The sequence below is a fragment of the Trichocoleus sp. FACHB-262 genome (assembly GCF_014696035.1).
Classification (GTDB): Bacteria; Cyanobacteriota; Cyanobacteriia; order FACHB-46; family FACHB-46; genus Trichocoleus.
In genome coordinates this window covers 13,343-31,919 of the sequence record NZ_JACJPK010000085.1, presented here as the reverse complement: position 1 = coordinate 31,919, position 18,577 = coordinate 13,343, and the positions used below count along the sequence as shown (strand labels likewise).

The 18,577-nt window shown below is 49.3% G+C and carries 14 protein-coding genes; 12 read left to right on the top strand and 2 right to left on the bottom strand.

Translation table 11 applies throughout. The features are described from left to right. Window positions 1–143: 143 nt before the first annotated feature. From aroA to H6F68_RS16805, 5 genes are all read left to right on the top strand, one after another. Window positions 144–1,496, top strand: coding sequence for a 3-phosphoshikimate 1-carboxyvinyltransferase (gene aroA / locus H6F68_RS16825; RefSeq protein ID WP_190560752.1), 1,353 nt, complete (start codon window positions 144–146; stop codon window positions 1,494–1,496). Between the two features lie 850 nt (window positions 1,497–2,346). Continuing rightward, entirely contained in the window at window positions 2,347–4,068 is a 1,722-nt protein-coding gene (locus H6F68_RS16820; protein WP_190560750.1) for a GGDEF domain-containing response regulator, read from the top strand. Between the two features lie 85 nt (window positions 4,069–4,153). Beyond that, the gene (locus H6F68_RS16815; protein ID WP_190560748.1) at window positions 4,154–4,579 is read left to right on the top strand and encodes a hypothetical protein; all 426 of its coding nucleotides are present in this window, start codon (window positions 4,154–4,156) and stop codon (window positions 4,577–4,579) included. 96 nt (window positions 4,580–4,675) lie between these two features. Beyond that, window positions 4,676–5,263: a molybdenum cofactor guanylyltransferase gene (locus tag H6F68_RS16810; RefSeq protein WP_190560746.1), complete on the top strand. Its 588-nt coding sequence runs from the start codon at window positions 4,676–4,678 to the stop codon at window positions 5,261–5,263. A gap of 87 nt (window positions 5,264–5,350) precedes the next feature. Further along, window positions 5,351–5,539: a CsbD family protein gene (locus tag H6F68_RS16805; protein WP_190560744.1), complete on the top strand. Its 189-nt coding sequence runs from the start codon at window positions 5,351–5,353 to the stop codon at window positions 5,537–5,539. A gap of 72 nt (window positions 5,540–5,611) precedes the next feature. On the opposite strand, the gene H6F68_RS16800 is transcribed toward H6F68_RS16805, so the two are convergent. Continuing rightward, window positions 5,612–6,976: a HEAT repeat domain-containing protein gene (locus H6F68_RS16800; RefSeq protein ID WP_190560742.1), complete on the bottom strand. Its 1,365-nt coding sequence runs from the start codon at window positions 6,974–6,976 to the stop codon at window positions 5,612–5,614. A 35-nt stretch (window positions 6,977–7,011) separates the two neighbouring features. Next, a complete protein-coding gene (locus H6F68_RS16795) occupies window positions 7,012–7,476 on the bottom strand; it encodes a ubiquinol-cytochrome c reductase iron-sulfur subunit (RefSeq protein ID WP_190560740.1) in 465 nt (154 codons plus the stop codon). Between the two features lie 524 nt (window positions 7,477–8,000). On the opposite strand from H6F68_RS16795, the gene H6F68_RS16790 reads away from it, so the two are divergent. From H6F68_RS16790 to H6F68_RS16760, 7 genes are all read left to right on the top strand, one after another. Continuing rightward, window positions 8,001–8,864, top strand: coding sequence for a formate/nitrite transporter family protein (locus H6F68_RS16790; RefSeq protein ID WP_190560738.1), 864 nt, complete (start codon window positions 8,001–8,003; stop codon window positions 8,862–8,864). 334 nt (window positions 8,865–9,198) lie between these two features. Then, on the top strand, window positions 9,199–11,154 hold the full coding sequence (locus H6F68_RS16785) for a ferredoxin--nitrite reductase (protein ID WP_190560736.1): 1,956 nt from the start codon (window positions 9,199–9,201) through the stop codon (window positions 11,152–11,154). A gap of 317 nt (window positions 11,155–11,471) precedes the next feature. Then, on the top strand, window positions 11,472–12,803 hold the full coding sequence (locus H6F68_RS16780; RefSeq protein WP_190552323.1) for a CmpA/NrtA family ABC transporter substrate-binding protein: 1,332 nt from the start codon (window positions 11,472–11,474) through the stop codon (window positions 12,801–12,803). A gap of 85 nt (window positions 12,804–12,888) precedes the next feature. Continuing rightward, complete coding sequence (gene ntrB, locus H6F68_RS16775; RefSeq protein WP_190439727.1) at window positions 12,889–13,725, top strand: nitrate ABC transporter permease; 837 nt, start codon at window positions 12,889–12,891, stop codon at window positions 13,723–13,725. A gap of 105 nt (window positions 13,726–13,830) precedes the next feature. Then, window positions 13,831–15,876 carry a nitrate ABC transporter ATP-binding protein gene (locus H6F68_RS16770; protein WP_190439729.1) on the top strand — a complete coding sequence of 682 codons (2,046 nt, stop codon included), beginning with the start codon at window positions 13,831–13,833 and terminating at the stop codon, window positions 15,874–15,876. A gap of 65 nt (window positions 15,877–15,941) precedes the next feature. Beyond that, on the top strand, window positions 15,942–16,775 hold the full coding sequence (locus tag H6F68_RS16765) for a nitrate ABC transporter ATP-binding protein (protein ID WP_190552325.1): 834 nt from the start codon (window positions 15,942–15,944) through the stop codon (window positions 16,773–16,775). Window positions 16,776–16,886: 111 nt separating this feature from the next. Beyond that, window positions 16,887–18,404, top strand: a complete 1,518-nt coding sequence (locus H6F68_RS16760) for a NarK family nitrate/nitrite MFS transporter (protein ID WP_190560734.1) — start codon at window positions 16,887–16,889, stop codon at window positions 18,402–18,404. Window positions 18,405–18,577 lie beyond the last annotated feature (173 nt).

Sequence of the window (18,577 nt, the reverse complement as noted above, 5' to 3'; positions counted from 1 at the left end):
AAACAGGCTTGCGGTGATGCGTCAGCATGAAGTGTGAGGAGTGTGAGGAGGTGGCGATGTTTTCGGATAGCTACGAACAACTCAGCCTTAACATCTAAAGAAAGCGGTAGGATTACTACGCAGTTCTAGGTCAGTCTATCTCAATGCCAGCTCCGATCGTAACGTTGACAACCGCAGAAAATCAGCATCAGCTCACAATTGCCCAACCCACTGCAGGTCTTGCTTTGCAGGGCCGGGTTCAAATTCCGGGCGACAAATCCATTTCCCACCGAGCCCTGATGTTAGGAGCTTTGGCCGAGGGAGAAACGCAAATCCAAGGGCTGCTGCTAGGCGAAGATCCTTGCAGTACAGCGAGCTGCTTTCAGGCAATGGGAGCAGAAATCTCAGAGTTAAACACGGATCTGGTGCGCGTGCGGGGGATTGGCCTAGGCAATCTGCAAGAGCCAATGGATGTCTTGAACGCGGGGAACTCTGGTACTACTCTGCGTTTAATGCTAGGCATTTTGGCTTCTCATCCCGATCGTTTTTTTACCGTGACAGGCGATAGCTCTTTGCGATCGCGCCCCATGTCCCGCGTCGTCAAACCTTTGCAACAAATGGGTGCCCAAATTTGGGGTCGTCAAGGAGGAGCTTTGGCGCCTTTAGCAGTGCAAGGACAAGCCCTTAAACCCACCCACTATCACTCGCCCATTGCCTCAGCTCAGGTCAAGTCTTGCATTCTGCTGGCAGGACTGATGACTGAGGGCCAAACGATCGTTACCGAGCCTGCTCTCTCCCGCGACCACAGCGAACGCATGTTGCGGGCCTTTGGCGCTGATTTGACGGTCGATCCAGAAACGAAGAGCGTCACGGTCACAGGCCCAGCACGGTTACAAGGACAAACCGTGATTGTTCCGGGTGATATTAGTTCTGCGGCATTTTGGCTAGTAGCAGGGGCGATCGTACCTGGTTCTGAGTTGTGGGTAGAGAACGTTGGGGTAAATCCCACCCGCACGGGAGTTCTAGATGCTCTAGAAATGATGGGAGCCGACATTACCTTAGAAAATCAACGAATTGTAGCGGGCGAACCCGTGGCTGATTTGCACGTCCGACATAGCATCCTGAAAGCTTGTGAGATTAAAGGCGATATCATTCCCCGCTTAATTGATGAAATTCCGATTTTGGCCGTAGCCGCAGCCTTTGCTCAAGGCACCACCGTGATTCGGGATGCGGAAGAACTACGGGTGAAGGAGAGCGATCGCATTGCCGTCATGGCAGCCCAGCTTAACCAGATGGGGGCGCAAGTCACAGAGTTGCCGGATGGTTTAGAAATTACGGGAGGTGCTGCCCTCCAGGGTGCTGAAGTGGATAGCCACACCGATCACCGGATTGCCATGAGTTTGGCGATCGCAGCTTTAAACGCTACGGGCACCACCACCATCCACCGAGCTGAAGCAGCCGCCATCTCCTACCCCAACTTCACCAGCACTTTGCAGCAGATCTGTCACCCCTTGTAGCGCTTAACTCGCTATTGAGATTTGGCAAAGTTAAGGCTTAGCAGCCACTCAGCGATCTAGTTTGCAACCGCAGCGATCGCTATTTTTGTCATGACTTGAGCATCTCAGGTTCAACTGCTAAAAGTCGGCACTTGTTAACTTAGGGGGCTAATGGCTTGCTTCCTCTATTCTTTGCCTGCCTTTAAATCTTGAGGACCTTCAGGAATCAAGCTGCCTTGCCTTGAATACTAGGGGAAGCGGCTATCTTGGACTCAAATTTAGGTTTTACGCTAGCTAGTTCCCGCTAGTCAGGCAGAGTTGAATGAAGTCAGCGAGCTAAAGCTGTGGTTTTCAAGCTGGAACAGAGGGGTAATTTTCCAGAAGTTGTAATTAAGCAAGGATTTTTTAATCGGATGCTAGATCACCGAGTTTCTAGCCAAGTTAGCAAATCAGTTCCAGCCTATTTAACAACTAACTAAATATCAGCTAAATTTTATTTTCACATCAATTTTTGCATCAGAATAATAGCTATTAGTAACAGCTAGTAATCATAAAATTGGAAGTCTAAGGATCATGGACTTCGGTCTTGATGATGCTAAAGGAACGCTTACCATGATTCAGCTTTGATGGTTAGTTGGAGTTTTTAAAGCCATACTACGTAAGTACTCAGCAGCAAATCAGCACTTTCGGCCTCTGTATTGTTTAGGATGCAACTTCGGTTATCTACTGACATTATGTGAAAGGATTATGATGACGCCAAACCATAAATTTAATTCTTTTATAAGAAATAATTAGTTGAATCTACGGTTTTCACAAACCTAAATTTAGTCATCAGGATTCGTACTTATTTTGACAGTCGTCTAAAAACATCATGAAAAAAATTCTTGTAATTGAGGATGATCTCCCAGTTCGAGAAAACATCCTAGAACTATTAGAAGCCGAAGAGTTTGATGTCATTGGGGCAGAAAATGGTGCGGTAGGCGTGCAAATGGCTCGGAAACATCTACCAGACCTAATTCTTTGTGATGTGATGATGCCAGAACTGGATGGTCACGGTGTGCTGGCCACTTTACGGACAGATCCCGCTACAGCTGCGATTCCTTTCATCTTCTTGACAGCCAAAGCTGACAAAACTGACTTTCGCCAAGGCATGAATTTGGGAGCCGATGACTATTTGACCAAACCTTGCACTGCGGATGAGCTGCTAGGGGCGATCGCAGCGCGCCTCCAAAAACAAGCCGCCGTCACCGAGCAGTACACCACCGCTTTGAATCAGGCGCAAGAGCAGCTCAATCAGTTAATTCGGCATGATAGCTTAACGGGCTTACCCAACCGCTTAGCTCTGCGAGAGCGATTTACGGAGATTTTGGCTCAAGCGAGCCAAGCGAACCATCTAGTCACCATTCTGCTGATCCATCTGAATCGGTTTAATCGCATCAATGACAGCATGGGTTATCAAGTGGGGGACTTGCTGATTCAAACAACGGCGGAGCGGATTGTTGCTTGTGTGCAACCCATAGACAGCGTCATTCGCCTCAATCCAGAGCAATTTATTGTGATTCTGTCGCACTCCGAGCAAAATCAGGCAGCGGCAGTGGCCCAGCTCGTCCTAGACCGCCTATCTATTCCCTTTGTCTTGGAAGGACAAGAAATTTTTATCACGACCAGCATCGGTCTTACTACTCATAGCGACGCTGCTGACAATGTTGACCTGCTAATTAAGCAGGCTGATGCCGCCATGCAAACCGCGCAGAAACAGAGCGGCAACCACTATGAGTTTTATGCTTCCGGGATGACTGTCGGCTCTCTAAATCAGTTTCTGCTAGAAGCTAATTTGCGTCATGCCTTAGAGCGCTCAGAGTTTCAGGTTTACTACCAACCCAAGGTGAGCTTGGTCACGGGGGAAATTGTTGGAGCGGAAGCCTTAATTCGGTGGTTTTCTTCTAGTCAAGGCTTTGTCTCACCCGTTGATTTTATTCCTTTAGCTGAAGAAACAGGATTGATTGTGCCGTTGGATGAATGGGTGATGACAACAGTTTGTACCCAAGCTAAGCAATGGCAACTAGCCGATTTACCACCCCTCCAGGTTGCAGTCAACTTGTCAGGTTTGCAATTTCACCAAACTGACCTCACGGAACGGGTAACCCAAATTTTGCAAAGAACTGAGCTGGAGCCGCAGTACCTAGAGCTTGAGCTGACTGAAAGTGTGATTATGCAAAATACCGATGCCACCATTAAAAAACTGGATCAGCTAAAAACGCTGGGAATTCAAATTGCCATTGATGACTTTGGGACTGGCTATTCTTCCTTGAGCTATTTAAAGCAATTTTCCTTTGATACTCTCAAAATCGATCGCTGCTTTGTGCAAAATATTAGCTGTGATTCTAAAAATGCGGCCATTACCACTGCCATGATCCAGATGGCTCACGATCTTGACTTAAAAGTAATTGCAGAAGGCGTTGAGACCAACTCAGAGCTAGCTTTTCTACAGCAGCAAGCCTGTGATGAAATGCAAGGATATTTCTTTAGTCGGCCTGTTCCGGCTCCTGAGTTTGAGCAGTTACTCGTGACTGGTAAGCGGCTCGCTGATTAACGATTGGTATACCTGAGAGATTACTGAGCAAGTGGGAATACTGAAAGCAAGCTTCGGTGAATCCTAGGTTGGTAGCTTGCAGGGCATGTGGCAAAGGGTCAAAAATTTCTTCCTTAGTTTTCGCACTTATGCTGACCTTAGCCCTGATGTCAAAACTCGGCGGCAGGTGAATCGTTGGCTCCGCGATCGCCCTGCTCTAACATCAGACGAATGGTACGAGTATTTTTGGCAAGCCCGCCAAGTTTCACCCGCTGTCGCAACGTTTGCCTATACTTACTTAGAGCAATATTCCGGTTTGCAAACGGCCAGAATCCTACCCAGCGATCGCTTAGAGGAAGACTTGCATTTGACCTTAGTTTGCTGGTTTGACTGGCATTTCACCCTTTGCGAAGATTTTGAGCAGCACTTAGGAGTGGGGATTGAGGACTACTTGGAAATGCAAGACCTCTCGACCGTTGAAGAATTTGTCATGTTCTTAAATCAGCAATTGCTCTCCGTGAATCACTCCTAAGTCAGGTGACGCTGATATGAGGTGTTGCGAACCTAGTAGAACGTCCTTTGAATCTCCTAATCTGCTTGTAAAGCTCAAGCATTCACCTTTAGGGTTATGTCACTCGCTGCCATTGTATTAGCCGGAGGTCAAAGCTCCCGGATGGGTCAGGACAAAGCTCTGATTCCGGTCCAGGGAGTACCACTGCTACGCCACGTTTGTGATGTTGCAGCCGAGTGCACTAACGAAATTTATGTAGTGACGCCTTGGCCACAGCGTTACCGTGAGCTATTGCCCAATAGTTGTCGTTTTGTGCAAGAACGACCGCTGCATCAAGATATTCACCCCCAAGGCCCTTTAGTGGGATTTGCTCAAGGGTTAGCCCAGGTCCAAACAGATTGGGTTTTGTTGCTGGCTTGCGACCTGCCTCGGCTTAGGGGCGAAGTTTTGCAAGGTTGGGCGCAACAGTTAGATACAGTCCCAGAACTTGCGATCGCCTTTGTCCCGTACCATGCCCAAGGTTGGGACCCGCTGTGTGGGTTCTATCGCCGGAGTTGCTTACCTCTCCTAAATGCTTTTATCAGCCGAGGCGGGCGATCGTTCCAACGGTGGCTAGACCACAATGAAGTGCAAGCCATTCCGGACGCTGACAAACGCATGCTCTTTAACTGCAATACACCCAACGACTTAGCGGCTTTAAATTAAATGCGCCACCAGTAAGATGCCAAGTTCTCAAGTAAATGGCTAAGCTCGGTTTAGATAGTAATATTTTTAACTAAGGAGCTTAACACTATGAGTATTGAGGATAGAGCTAAAGCTGTTGCTAAAAACATTGAAGGTAAAGTTCAAGAAGCAGTTGGCAATGTGACAGGCGATCCTAAAGGCCTAGCCGAAGGACAGGCCAAACAGAATCAAGCCGCTGCTATGCACACGGTAGAAGACATGAAAGATCATGCTAAACGGCTGATCGATCATGCTTAATATGCTCTTTTAGTAAGCTTAAACCTTGGTTTCGCTTCAGCAGAGTTCTAGTAATTCTGCTGATTTTTTATGTTAGTTGCTATCAGCAATCTCATTCATTTGCCATTCTTGCAAAGCGATCGCTACTCCCTGTTTTAGTTCCGGTGATGCCGCTGGATCTGCTGCCAGGGTTTGTAATTTTTGATGAGTGATTTCAGGCGCTAGTTGTTTTAAAGCTGCGATCGCGTGCAACTGCACTCCGATGTCTGGAGTGGCTAATAGTTGAATCAAGGGTTCTACAGCAGCCAGTTCTCCTAACTGTCCTAAGCCGAGAGCGATCGCTTGTTGCGTGTGGGGTTGTTGCACAACAGGGTGTTGACTTGCTAAGGCTGCCAATAAAATTTCGGCAGCTTGTGGTTTTAACTCAGGTGCTTCCACTCGGCCGAGTGCCGTGAGCACTGCTTGATAAACCTCTAGCGACTCTAGCTGCAATGCTTGGTGTAGATAGTTCAAAGCTTCTGAATGTTGCATCCAACCCAAAGCTCGTACTGCTTCTAGCTGCAGGACGGCAGGAGTGGCCGCAGATTGCAATACTTGCCACAAGGCGGCAGCGGCGGCGGGAGTACCCAAGCGTCCTAAGGAAGTAGCTGCTTGTTGACACACCGCTAAATTAAAATCCCACAGGCGATCGCGCAGGAGGGCTACCACATCCAGGTCAGGGGCTAAATCGGCTCGCAACGCTAAACCCGCCACAGCCTCTCGTCTGACTGTAGCCGCCACATCATTGAGAGCATTGGCCAAAATCGGCGCAATCTGTGGGTCATGAAAACTACTCAAAGCTTCGATCGCGGTCGATCGCACCTCTACTTGCGGGTCATCCACCACACTGCATAAGGGAGCAATGGTTTCACGGCTGCGAATCTGAGCTAAGGCTTGCACTGCCAACCCTCTGGATTGCTCGTCGGCTAGTAGCTCTGTTAAAGCGGCGATCGCATCAGGGCCAAAACTTGCCAAGGTAGTGGCGGCAATTTCACTCAACTCTTCTGCTTCTATATCCTCGGTTTGCAGCAACTGCACCAAAATTTTGATGACTGCTGGATGGTTGAACTGACCCAGAATTCGGATTGCAAACCAACGCAGTTCCACATCGGCTGCATCGTCTTGCACAATCTCGATCAACGGTGCAATCAACCCATCTACACTTTGCCCAATCTGACCAACCGCTGCGGCTAAGGTAGGAAACACTTTGGCTAGATCCCAGCGCGATTGGAAGTCTCCCGTCGCGAGAGCCGCGATCGCCAAATCTAGCACTTGCTTTAGCCCTACTACCGTTTGCTCATCTCCCCCAGCCTCAGGAGTCGTTTTTACAGCAGCAGAGAATTGTTGCAAATACTGATTCAGTAGCGGCCAATCGGCTTGTTGTGCCGCAGCCTGAGCTTTTTCCAAAACCTCTAACATTGGCAAATCGGGGGTGTTAATACTTTCACTAAAATCTATACTTTCACTAAAACTGTATCTCCCTCCAGCTTGGTCTCGTAAGTTTTGAGCGGCTCTGTCGCAGGTCCTTGCAACACTTTGCCATCCGTACCAAATTTAGAATCATGGCAAAGACAAACAAAAACTTTCTGCTCGGCTTGCCAGTCTACGAGACAGGCCTTGTGAGTACAGCTAGCATTGACTGCGGCTAAAGTGTCAGGGCTATCTGGATTACGCACCACAAGCAAAGGCCCCGAAACAAACTTCTGATCGCCCAACTGACCTTTCTGGTCTAAAGTCGCCACAGTTCCTACAGGTTGAAAACCATCTGCACGAGCAACCGCGCCTGAATTGACCGCAGGATTCGATGCTGTTTCGTTGGAAGTTGTGGTTGTTTTGTTAGAACAAGCTGCGATCGCCACTGGCAAAGAACTGGCAATTCCACCAACGCCAACCCAAGTTAAGAAAGTACGACGATCCATTGTTCAGTCTATAGAAGTTCTGCTCGTTCAATTGTCGCATAAGGCTCTAAATCAGTTCCTGCACTACCGAATCACGGGGATTTCCAGCCTCCTAACTGCCTAAAAAATCTACCTGAACATGCTTTGTGAATAGTACAGATTGCACCAGGATTATGCAGTTTTTGTATAATTGATCACATTTTTTGGTTCATTAAGCTAATACAAGAACCGCATAAATTAATTAGAAAATAAGTAATTTTTTTCAAACAGATTGCGTTTTTAGCTTAATCCAGTTTTTTTAAACTGTCTTGAATGATGCAGATTCTCAGAAAACTGTATAGAAAACAACTTTTGATAAGCATGGGATTCATGCAGTAATTGCATTGATTGATGAGTTTTGTAGTTAAAGATACAAATATTCTTTCTATGCAGAAGTTACATAAACATAGATTTTGCAGCTAGAGATACACTTTCAAATTCAAAGTCAAAGATTTTGATTTGAAATTAAATATCCTGGCTCAAAGCAGCTTTAAAGGGACTTGATTATGACGAAAGAAGCGATCGCGACTATTATTAGTGCTGCCCGCACCAAAGCAGAACTGGTTGAAAACAGCTTGCCCAAATTCCTAGTTCTATCTGTATTGGCAGGAATTTACGTTGGCTTTGGAGTGATGCTGGTTTTTTCCATTGGTGCACCCTTGCATGCGGCTGGATCACCTGCGGTTAAAGCCTTAATGGGAGCCTCTTTTGCGGTCGCTTTATCATTAGTGATTTTTGCTGGGTCCGAACTATTTACTGGCAATCATATGTTCATGACAATTGCCAGTCTCGCTAAACAAGTTACCTGGAAAGACACTTGGAAAGTTTTGGGAATCAGCTTTATTGGTAACTTGGCTGGCTCTCTGCTGCTAGCACTGCTCTTGGTTCAGTCTGGGCTTTTGGCTAAAGGACCGATCAAGGATTTTGTCTTAGAAGTTGTAGCTGGAAAAATGCAGGCTCCCTTCATGGAGCTATTTTTTCGCGGCATTCTTTGCAACATTTTGGTTTGTTTAGCGATTTGGATGGCTGCTAAGACTAAAGAGGATATCGCGAAGTTAGTGCTGATCTTCTGGTGTCTGTTTGCCTTTGTGGGTGCTGGGTTTGAGCACAGCGTCGCCAACATGACCCTAATGGGATTGGGTCTATTTATCCCTCATGATCCCGAGCAAATTTCTTGGATTGGGTATGTCAAAAACTTGATTCCTGTCTCTCTGGGTAACTGGGTTGGCGGTGCTTGCCTGGTTGGAGCCTCTTACTGGTATGTAGGCAGCGATCGCCCATCTCGCAAACCCAAAAAAGCTAAAAAGTTGGAATCAGTGCCCAGTTTTGAAACTTGGGAAACAGAACCTAGAGAGAAAACAACTTATTAATTGCTTAAGCGAACTCATTCTCCTAGTTAAAGAGCTTATCCAGACTATTTGGATAGGCTTTTATTTTTTGAAGCAGCACCTATTAATCAGGTCTTTTGTATCCTTTGTTGCAAAATCAAATGTTTTTTAGATCGTTTGAAATCAACGAGTTATGTCAAAACAGCATGACTTACATGCAAGTGTTTCATATATAGAAACATTTTGTAACTATAGATACGAATTCACTAGCTAAGTACTCATAACCTTAGCTGGTAAGAAACGTTAAACGGCAAATTACATTGAATTCATCTGAATTCAAACCTTGCTTAAAGCCAGCAGTGACACGGGTAGATTCATGACAACCGCAGCAACCAATCCAGCGACTGGAAGCAATAAATTTGAGAAGCTCAAAGCTGAAAAAGACGGTTTAGAGGTCAAAAAAGAACTTGATCGCTTTGCTCAAATTGGCTGGGAAGCGATGGATGAAACCGATCGCGACTACCGCCTCAAATGGTTGGGTGTCTTCTTCCGACCTGTCACTCCTGGCAAATTTATGTTGCGGATGCGGATTCCCAACGGCATCCTCACTAGCGGCCAAGTCCGAGTCCTCGGCGAAGTACTCCAGCGCTATGGTGAAGATGGCACTGGTGACATCACCACTCGGCAAAATATTCAATTACGCGGCATCCGCATCGAAGATTTACCCGATATCTTCCGTCGCTTCGAGGAAGCGGGCCTCACCAGTATCCAGTCTGGCATGGACAACGTCCGCAACATTACAGGCTCTCCTGTTGCAGGCATTGATGCAGACGAGTTAATCGACACTCGCGGCATCGTCCGTAAAGTGCAGGACATGATCACCAACAACGGTGAAGGCAATCCCTCCTTTACCAACCTGCCCCGGAAATTCAATATTGCGATCGCGGGCTGCCGAGATAACTCAGTCCATGCGGAAATCAATGACATCGCCTTTGTCCCCGCCTACAAAAACAACAACCTAGGCTTCAATGTTTTAGTCGGTGGCTTCTTCTCCGCCAAGCGCTGTGAAGCGGCAATCCCCATGAATGTCTGGGTTGACCCCCGCGATGTGGTGGCTCTGTGTGAAGCGATTCTCTTGGTCTACCGCAACCACGGTCTGCGGGCTAATCGCCAAAAAGCGCGCTTGATGTGGCTGATTGATGAGTGGGGTCTCGACAAGTTCCGCTCAGAAGTTGAGCAACAAATGGGTCATGCGCTCCAGACGGCTGCTCCCAAAGATGAGATTGTCTGGGATAAGCGTGACCATGTCGGCATTCACGCTCAGAAGCAACCCGGACTAAATTATGTGGGACTACATGTTCCGGTAGGCCGCCTCTACGCCCAAGATATGTTCGACTTAGCGCGTCTCGCCGAAGTCTATGGCAGTGGAGAGGTTCGCCTCAGTGTTGAACAAAATGTGATTGTTCCCAATATTCCTGATTCTCGCTTAGGCCCCTTCCTGAAAGAACCTCTGCTGCAACGCTTTACCGCTGATCCTGCGCCGCTCTCGCGATCGCTGGTTTCCTGCACCGGATCTCAGTTTTGCAACTTTGCCCTGATTGAAACCAAGAACCGCGCCGCAGCCCTGATTCAAGAATTGGATTCAGAACTCTCTTTGCCGAAATCGGTGCGGATTCACTGGACAGGTTGCCCCAACTCCTGTGGTCAACCTCAAGTGGCTGATATTGGCCTCATGGGGACTAAAGTTCGCAAAGATGGCAAAACGGTGGAAGGCGTAGACCTCTACATGGGTGGCAAGGTGGGCAAACATGCTGTTTTAGGCACCTGTGTCCAAAAGTCGATTCCTTGCGAAGATCTCAAACCATTTCTCACGAATCTCCTGATCCAAAACTTTGGCGCTCAAATCCGCACGACTCCCCTAAAAACTTCTGCTCAAATTCAATTCTCCGTAGAAGAAGAGGTAGTTCCTAGCCCGGTTGCGGCTGTCAATGTCCCTGCGGCATCCAGCTATCAACCTGTGGCAGTGGCAACGCCAGTTCCCTCGGCTCCCCCTGCTCCTCCCGCTCAACCTGCGATCGCTAGCTTTGCTAAGTCTGGCAAAGAAGTTGCTTGTACCGAAGCAGATACGTTATTGGATGTGGCAACTCAAGCAGGAGTAGAGCTAGATAGCAGTTGTCAGGCGGGTACCTGTGGCACTTGCAAGCAAAAACTGCTGGAAGGACAAGTGCGATATGAAGGTGAACCGGATGCATTGGATGCCAGTGAGCAAGCCGCAGGCTGGATTCTAACCTGTATTGCTCATCCCATCGGCAAGGTTGTGATTGATGCTTGATTAGCCGTTGTTTTCCTCGCTGCCTCTCGCTCAATCACGGTGATAACCGAGAGGCACATTGAGGGAGAGATCCCTGCTCGCACCCCAAGCCTCACATCCCCAGGATGGATTGCGAGGTAGGTAGTTACGGCTTAAAAGCCACAAGTATGTTTCGCTACAGACAAAAACGCCAAAACCTGTAGAAAAACTTCAAAATTGCTCATGGGTAACATTTTATCTAGAGCAACATCGGTAGGGTAATGACAAGCTGTTGGTATAGAAAACTACCAACACCCCAAAATTTTCACAACTTATAACTTGAGTATTGGTGAACGAGGATGACGAAGTTTTCGAGACGGAAATTCATCTTGACAGCAGGCGTTACAGCCGCAGGTACTCTACTCGCCCACGGCTGTACGTCCTCCAATTCGACCGATACTGCTGCTAGCACTTCCCCCAGTGCTGCTCCTGCGGTTAATGTTGCCGCCGCTGATGCGCCAGAAGTCACCACGGCCAAGCTCGGCTTCATTGCTTTAACAGATTCCGCTCCCCTGATCATCGCTAAGGAAAAGGGTCTATTTGAGAAGTACGGCATGAAGGATGTCCAAGTGGCCAAGCAGGCTTCTTGGGCAGCGACCCGTGACAACATTGTGCTGGGTTCCGAGGGCGGTGGGATCGATGGCGCTCATATCCTGTCTCCGATGCCTTATCTGATTTCAGAAGGCAAAGTGACTGATGGCAAGAAAGTACCGATGTACATCTTGGCGCGTTTAAACGTCAACGGTCAGTGCATCTCCGTTGCCAATACCTACAAAGACTTGAAAGTGGGTTTGCAGAGCAATGCGCTCAAAAATGCCTTTGCCCAAGCTAAATCCGCCGGGAAAGAAACCAAGTGCGCCGTTACCTTCCCCGGTGGCACTCACGATCTGTGGATGCGCTACTGGCTCGCAGCGGGTGGCCTAAATCCGAATGAAGATGCTTCTACCATCGTGGTGCCACCGCCCCAAATGGTCGCCAACATGAAAGTCGGCAACATGGAAGCCTTCTGTGTTGGCGAACCTTGGAATGCTCAGCTCGTCAACCAAGGACTCGGCTACAGCGCTCTCACCACTGGAGAACTCTGGAATAACCACCCAGAAAAAGCCTTCGCCATGCGGGCTGAATGGGTTGATAAGCACCCTAAAGCAGCCAAGGCCCTCCTGATGGCAGTACAAGAAGCCCAGATCTGGTGCGACAAGGCAGAAAACAAAGAGGAGATGTGTGACATCCTCTCCCAACGGGAATGGTTCAAGGTTCCAGCCAAAGACATTATTGAGCGAGCCCAAGGCCGCATCGATTACGGAGATGGTCGAGTGGTTGAGAACAGCCCCCACATCATGAAGTTCTGGGCTGACAATGCCTCCTATCCTTACAAGAGCCATGACCAGTGGTTCCTCACCGAAAATATTCGCTGGGGTTACTTTGAGCCAGAAACAGACACCAAGAAACTAGTCGATGCTGTGAACCGGGAAGACATCTGGCGGGAAGCGGCTAAGGCACTCGGCCAAGAAGCCATGACTCCTAAGAGCCCTTCTCGCGGTGTGGAAACCTTCTTTGATGGCGTCAAGTTTGACCCTGAGAATCCAGAAGCTTACCTCAAGAGTTTGCAAATCAAGAAAGTCGAAGTTTAAGTCCAACCGTGAATTTGTAGGGGCTTGATTGTCTAAGCTCCTACCCTTCTTTTCTCACCTGCGACCTAACGAGGAACAAGAGAGCATGACAGCTAGATCGAGTAGTAACGCCATCAATTCTTTCCCTGCCAACTTGCTGCCTCAGCTACGGAAGCAGGCAATCAATGTGATTCCTCCTGTAGTCGCAATCCTCATCTTTTTGGTAATTTGGCAAATTCTCTGCTCAGGCCCCAAAGCTCCTCTGCCAGCACCTACCACAGTCGTCACCGAAACTTGGGATTTGATTATTGATCCTTTTTTCGATAACGGTGACACCGATAAAGGCTTAGCTCTGCAAATCTTTGCCAGCCTGAAGCGAGTCGCGATCGGGTACTCTCTGGCTGCGATTGTGGGAGTCGGCTTAGGAATTTTGATTGGCACGAACAAGTTAATGTTTCGGGCCTTGGACCCTCTGTTTCAGGTTTTGCGCACGGTTCCGCCTCTGGCTTGGTTGCCGATCTCCTTGGCTGCGTTCCGCCAAGCCAACCCCTCCGCAATTTTCGTTATTTTCATTACCGCCATCTGGCCGATCTTGATCAACACAGCCGTTGGCGTGAAGCAAATTCCGCAAGACTACAACAACGTCGCTAAAGTCCTGCGGCTTTCCAAGCAAAAGTACTTCTTCAAGATCCTGTTTCCCGCCACGGTGCCCTACATCTTCACGGGACTCAAGATTGGCATTGGTCTCTCCTGGCTGGCGATCGTAGCGGCTGAGATGCTTACGGGTGGCGTTGGCATCGGCTTCTTTATCTGGGATGCCTGGAATAGCTCCCGCATCAGCGAAATTATTTTGGCCCTGGTTTACGTCGGCGTGGTGGGATTACTCCTGGACAAGCTAGTCAACTACGTCGCTTCTCTGGTTGTTACTGAAGAACAGAAGTAAATGCCTGAGTGAGCCATATTGATGCTCAGCATGACTCAGCGATTACCATCTCTCTCTCAATCACCGATCTAATTTCATCCCTCATCCTTCATCCCTCCTAGCACCATGTCTGCCTTCGTTGAAGTCGATCACATTGACCGTGTCTTCCCGCTTTCCAATGGCGGCAGCTATGTCGCGCTGAAAAATATTGAGCTAAAAATTCGCCAAGGTGAGTTTGTTTCTCTAATCGGGCACTCTGGCTGCGGCAAATCGACCCTACTCAACATCGTGGCAGGCTTGGATAAGCCCACCAGCGGTGGTGTGGTTTTGGAAGGTCGGCAAGTGACGTCCCCCGGACCTGATCGCATGGTGGTGTTCCAAAACTACTCGTTGTTGCCTTGGCTGACAGTGCGCGAAAACATTGCCCTGGCTGTCGATGAAGTCGCTAAGAACCTGCCTAAAGGAGAGCGACGGGGCATCATCGAACACCATATTGATTTGGTGGGGTTGCGAGCGGCGGCGGATAAGCGTCCGGGTCAGTTGTCAGGTGGGATGAAACAGCGGGTGGCGATCGCGCGTGCCTTAGCCATTCGTCCCAAGTTACTTTTACTGGATGAACCCTTTGGAGCATTAGATGCGCTCACCAGAGGGAACCTGCAAGAGCAGTTGATGAAAATCTGCGAAGAGAGCCGTGTGACTTGCCTGATGGTGACGCACGACGTAGACGAAGCGCTGCTCCTGTCTGACCGCATCGTCATGCTCACGAATGGTCCCGAATCGCATATTGGTCAGATTCTAGAAGTCTCGATTCCGCGACCCCGCCATCGTTTAGAAGTCGTGAACCACCCCAATTACTACAGTATGCGGAGTGAGATTATCTACTTCCTGAACCAGCAAAAACGGGCGAAGAAGCGGCAAGCCAAGCAGAATATTGCGATCGCCCGTCACGGCCTCGAAAAAGTCAACTTAGACATTGGCTTTATTCCCCTCACGGATTGTGCTCCTCTTGTAGTCGCCAAAGAGAAGGGCTTCTTCAAGAAGCATGGTTTAGACGAAGTCAATCTGGTCCGAGAATCGAGTTGGAAGACGGTTGCAGAAGGCATTACCAGTCGCCGACTCGATGCCGCGCAGATGGTGGCAGGCATGCCCCTTTCGATGACCATTGGTGTGGGTGGCAATGCGCCTGTGCCAGTCGTAACAGCACTGGTGCTCGATCGCAATGGCAATGCCATCACCCTCGACAAAAAGTTTCATGAGCAAGGGGTAAAAACTCTAGCCGACTTCCGAAACGCCATCCGTCAAGCTCCCGACCAAGTTCATACCCTGGGAGTTGTCCATCCTGCTTCCATGCACAACTTGATGTTGCGCTACTGGTTAGCTTCCGGAGGCATTGATCCCGATCAAGATGTCAGCTTAACTGTCATTCCGCCGCCGCAGATGGTCGCCAACCTCAAAGCAGGCCACATCGACGGCTATTGTTCAGGTGAACCTTGGAACTCGCGGGCGATTCAGGAAGGGTTGGGATATGCGATCGCCACTGATCTCGACATTTGGCCCGGACACCCAGAGAAAGTCTTAGGAGTGCGTGAAGAATGGGCAAACGAGCATCCTGAAACGCACATTGCCCTGCTCAAAGCGATACTGGAAGCCTGCGAATACTGTGACGATCGCCGCCACCGGGAAGAGATTGTAGAACTGCTAGCTCGGCCTGAATATGTCGGCACCGCCGCCCAGTACATTCGGCCTGGTTTCATCGACCCTTACAATCGCGGCAACGGCGAAGCACCCCAAAACTTGCCTCGCTACAACCAGTTTCACGTCGGTCAAGCCAACTGTCCTGGTCGCGTAGAAGGGCTGTGGATTTTGACTCAACTCGCTCGTTGGGGTATTACTGCTTTCCCCAAAAATTGGGTCGAAGTTCTCGATCGAGTCCGGCGGGTCGATCTGTATGGAGAAGCCGCTAGACAACTCGGTTGGCCCGATACCGAACCCGATCGTGATTCCTTCAAGCTCTTCGATGGCACTCTCTTCAATCCCGACGATCCCATCGGTTATCTCAATCGCCTCACCATCCATCGCGATATCCGCATCGAAGAAATCATCCTCGATCAACCCACCCCCACCCCAACTTCCACCACTCCTACTTCTACAAGTCCCACGATCGCCGCCTAGCTTTTGTTTTTCATCCTCCTCCCTCCCTTTTCATCCTTCCTCTCATCCCTCCTCCCCTAGGAACCATGCAAATTCTCGACGGTCAAGCCTTAGATTCATCTCCAGCCATGAACCGAGACCCCTTCTTGGTTATTGACAACGTTTCTAAGGTCTACCCCACACCCAACGGTCCCTACACAGTTTTAGATGGCATTGATCTCACGGTCTACGAAGGCGAGTTTATCTGCGTCATCGGTCACTCTGGCTGTGGTAAGTCAACCCTCCTAAACATGGTGGCAGGCTTTAACAAACCCACCACCGGAGAAGTGCGCCTGCAAACCAAACGCATTACTCAGCCTGGACCCGACCGGATGATGGTGTTCCAGAATTATGCTTTGCTGCCCTGGATGAGCGCTTTCGACAACGTCTATCTCGGCGTGGATGAAGTCTATCCCGACAAGCCACGGGCCGAGAAGGTAAAGATTGTCCGGGAGCACCTGGCAATGGTGGGTCTAACAGAAGCCGCTGACAAAAAACCAGGGCAACTGTCGGGCGGGATGAAACAGCGGGTCGCGATCGCCCGTGCTCTGGCCATTCGTCCGGAAGTGTTGATCTTGGATGAACCCTTTGGAGCGCTAGACGCAATCACGAAAGAAGAACTGCAAGAGGAATTGCTGCAAATCTGGCGGGATCATCGTTGCACCGTGATGATGATTACCCACGACATTGATGAGGCGCTATTCCTAGCCGATCGCCTGGTGATGATGACCAATGGCCCCTCGGCTCAGATTGGTGAGGTGCTAGAGATCCCCTTCCCTCGTCCTCGCGATCGCGCTCAGTTGCTAGAAAGCCCAGAATACTACAGCCTCCGTAACTACGCTCTCGATTTCCTCTACAGTCGCTTTGCCCTAGCGCACTAACTCTGGCTCTGACAACTTCATCGGTTTTGGGGCTATCTCTCACTCCGTACCCGCAACTTTACCCGCTTGGAATTAGGGATTGATCCCTCTGTTGAATTCAAAGGTTTTGACGTGCTTCAAGGATTGGTGTCATTCAGGGGTCGCTACCGCATTCTTCACCTGACGTGGTTTGCCTTTTTTCTCACTTTTGTTTGCTGGTTTAACTTTGCGCCCTTTGCTACTACCATTGGCAAAGACTTAGACCTCACCACTGAGCAAGTTAAAACGTTAGGCATTTGTAACCTGGCTCTTACAATTCCAGCCCGCATCATCATTGGTATGCTGTTGGATCGTTTCGGCCCCCGGATTACCTATTCCGTGCTGTTGATGTTTGCTGTCGTTCCTTGCTTAGCCACCGCTCTATCCCAAGACTTCGGCCAGTTGGTGATTAGCCGTCTCCTCATGGGTATTGTTGGCGCTGGCTTTGTCGTTGGCATTCGCATGGTGTCCGAGTGGTTTCCGCCTAAAGAAATTGGGGTGGCCGAAGGCGTATATGGCGGCTGGGGAAACTTTGGAGCCTTTGCAGCGGAGTTTGCTCTCCCCTCGCTTGCCGTTGCTAGTGCTTTTTTAGTCGGCAGCAGTAGCGGCTGGCGGGTGGCGATCGCCCTGAGTGGCATCGTTGCAGCCATTTACGGCTACATCTACATGCGGATGGCGCAAGACACTCCCTCCGGGCAGGAATATCACCGTCCCAAGCGCAGCGGCTCGCTCGAAGTCACCAGTGTTAAAAGCTTTTGGGCGTTGATCCTATCCAACTTAGGTTTGATCCTGGCGTTGGCCTTGTTAGCATGGCATTTAGCGCAACCCCAAATCAACTTTTTCAAAACGCCTCAAATGTTGGTGGCTTGGGGTTTACTGGCCGCTCTGTTTGCTTACCAAACTCACAAAGCTTGGGATGTCAACCGCGAATTGTTGAGCGGCAAAAAAATCTATAAACCTAGCGATCGCTACCAATTCCGCCAAATTGCCTTGCTAGAGTTCACTTATGTCACCAGCTTTGGCTCTGAACTCGCGGCTGTTTCCATGCTGCCTGCCTTTTTCGAGAACACCTTTGCGCTAGAGCATGTGATGGCAGCGATGCTCGCAGCTTGCTATCCCTTCCTCAACTTAGTTTCTCGTCCCAGCGGCGGCTTGATCTCCGACAAATTTGGGAGCCGTAAATGGACGATGACCCTCCTCATGTTTGGCATCGGCGTTGGCTATCTCTTGGCCTATAACATTAACCAAAACTGGCCCATTCCTTTGGCGATCGCTGTCACCATGTTTTCGGCTTACTTTGCCCAAGCTGGTTGTGGAGCCACCTACAGCATCGTGCCTCTGATTAAAAAAGAGATCACAGGACAAGTCGCTGGAAATGTCGGTGCCTACGGCAACTTTGGTGGCGTGGTTTATCTAACCATCTTCAGCCTTACCAATGCTCAGGTGCTATTCCAAACGATGGGAATCGCCGCGCTGATTTGCGCCAGCTTGTGCGCCTTCTTGTTGCAAGAACCCCAAGGTTCCTTTGCGGCTCACTACGATGACCAAGCTGAAACCTCAGATCTCCAGTCCATTCCTATGTTGGCGGATGAATCACATACTAATTCCTAATCACCCATCCCTAAAGGGGGCGTGCTGCCTCATTTTCAGGTTGCCTACATTAGAATGGTAAGTATTTATGCTTATCAAAAGTGTAAGCCCATCGAACATCCGTACCGCTAACAGAGAAAAAGCGTCAAGCAGGCAGCACTATAGCTCTCGCCGCTTGACGCTACCATTTTTTC

What these genes read in the sequence shown, in the direction of transcription:
- H6F68_RS16800 (WP_190560742.1), bottom strand. Translation starts at nt 6,976, where the DNA reads ATGTTAGAGGTTTTGGAAAAAGCTCAGGCTGCGGCACAACAAGCCGAT.
- H6F68_RS16815 (WP_190560748.1), top strand. Translation starts at nt 4,154, where the DNA reads ATGTGGCAAAGGGTCAAAAATTTCTTCCTTAGTTTTCGCACTTATGCT.
- H6F68_RS16805 (WP_190560744.1), top strand. Translation starts at nt 5,351, where the DNA reads ATGAGTATTGAGGATAGAGCTAAAGCTGTTGCTAAAAACATTGAAGGT.
- H6F68_RS16785 (WP_190560736.1), top strand. Translation starts at nt 9,199, where the DNA reads ATGACAACCGCAGCAACCAATCCAGCGACTGGAAGCAATAAATTTGAG.
- H6F68_RS16795 (WP_190560740.1), bottom strand. Translation starts at nt 7,476, where the DNA reads ATGGATCGTCGTACTTTCTTAACTTGGGTTGGCGTTGGTGGAATTGCC.
- H6F68_RS16810 (WP_190560746.1), top strand. Translation starts at nt 4,676, where the DNA reads ATGTCACTCGCTGCCATTGTATTAGCCGGAGGTCAAAGCTCCCGGATG.
- H6F68_RS16790 (WP_190560738.1), top strand. Translation starts at nt 8,001, where the DNA reads ATGACGAAAGAAGCGATCGCGACTATTATTAGTGCTGCCCGCACCAAA.
- aroA (WP_190560752.1), top strand. Translation starts at nt 144, where the DNA reads ATGCCAGCTCCGATCGTAACGTTGACAACCGCAGAAAATCAGCATCAG.
- H6F68_RS16770 (WP_190439729.1), top strand. Translation starts at nt 13,831, where the DNA reads ATGTCTGCCTTCGTTGAAGTCGATCACATTGACCGTGTCTTCCCGCTT.
- ntrB (WP_190439727.1), top strand. Translation starts at nt 12,889, where the DNA reads ATGACAGCTAGATCGAGTAGTAACGCCATCAATTCTTTCCCTGCCAAC.
- H6F68_RS16820 (WP_190560750.1), top strand. Translation starts at nt 2,347, where the DNA reads ATGAAAAAAATTCTTGTAATTGAGGATGATCTCCCAGTTCGAGAAAAC.
- H6F68_RS16780 (WP_190552323.1), top strand. Translation starts at nt 11,472, where the DNA reads ATGACGAAGTTTTCGAGACGGAAATTCATCTTGACAGCAGGCGTTACA.
- H6F68_RS16765 (WP_190552325.1), top strand. Translation starts at nt 15,942, where the DNA reads ATGCAAATTCTCGACGGTCAAGCCTTAGATTCATCTCCAGCCATGAAC.